The organism is Streptomyces sp. SM1 (assembly GCF_002910825.1).
Classification (GTDB): domain Bacteria; phylum Actinomycetota; class Actinomycetes; order Streptomycetales; family Streptomycetaceae; genus Streptomyces; species Streptomyces okerensis.
This window is the reverse complement of sequence record NZ_NEUB01000415.1, coordinates 1-431: the sequence shown is the minus strand read 5'-3', so window position 1 is coordinate 431 and position 431 is coordinate 1. Positions and strand designations below refer to the sequence as shown.

General features: G+C 75.4%; 1 protein-coding gene. It reads right to left on the bottom strand.

Annotated elements, in window-relative coordinates:
• A partial coding sequence (locus B9S61_RS10490) for a wax ester/triacylglycerol synthase family O-acyltransferase (RefSeq protein WP_219819904.1) occupies window positions 1-431 on the bottom strand: 431 nt, incomplete at both ends.

Here is a 431-nt window from a genome sequence, read left to right as displayed (position 1 = left end):
TCGTCGAGCCAGCGGCGCAGCGCGCCGGCGACGACCGCGATGGTGACGTCGTTGACGGTGCCGCCCGCGCTCTTGCGGATGCGGTGGACGTCGTCCAGGTCGATCACCGTGCCGGCGGTGCGGCGTGTTCCGCTGGGTGCGCAGGTCAGCGCGGGCGAGGAGTGCATGTCGAGGGTGGAACGGGCGACCGCGGCGCCGATGTCCAGGGCCCGGCCGGCGTCGGACAGGGCGTCCCGGAGCAGGCCGGGCACCTCGCGCACGTCCGGGAGGAGTCCGCGCGGAGGCGCGGTGGGGCGGGGCCGGGGCGTGGGGAGGTCCATGGGGTCCATCAGCGCGGCGGCCAGGGTGAGGGCGCGCAGCCCGTCGGCGAGGGCGTGGTGGAACTTGAACAGGACGGCGAAGGAGACACCGTCCCCGTCCGGCAGCACATG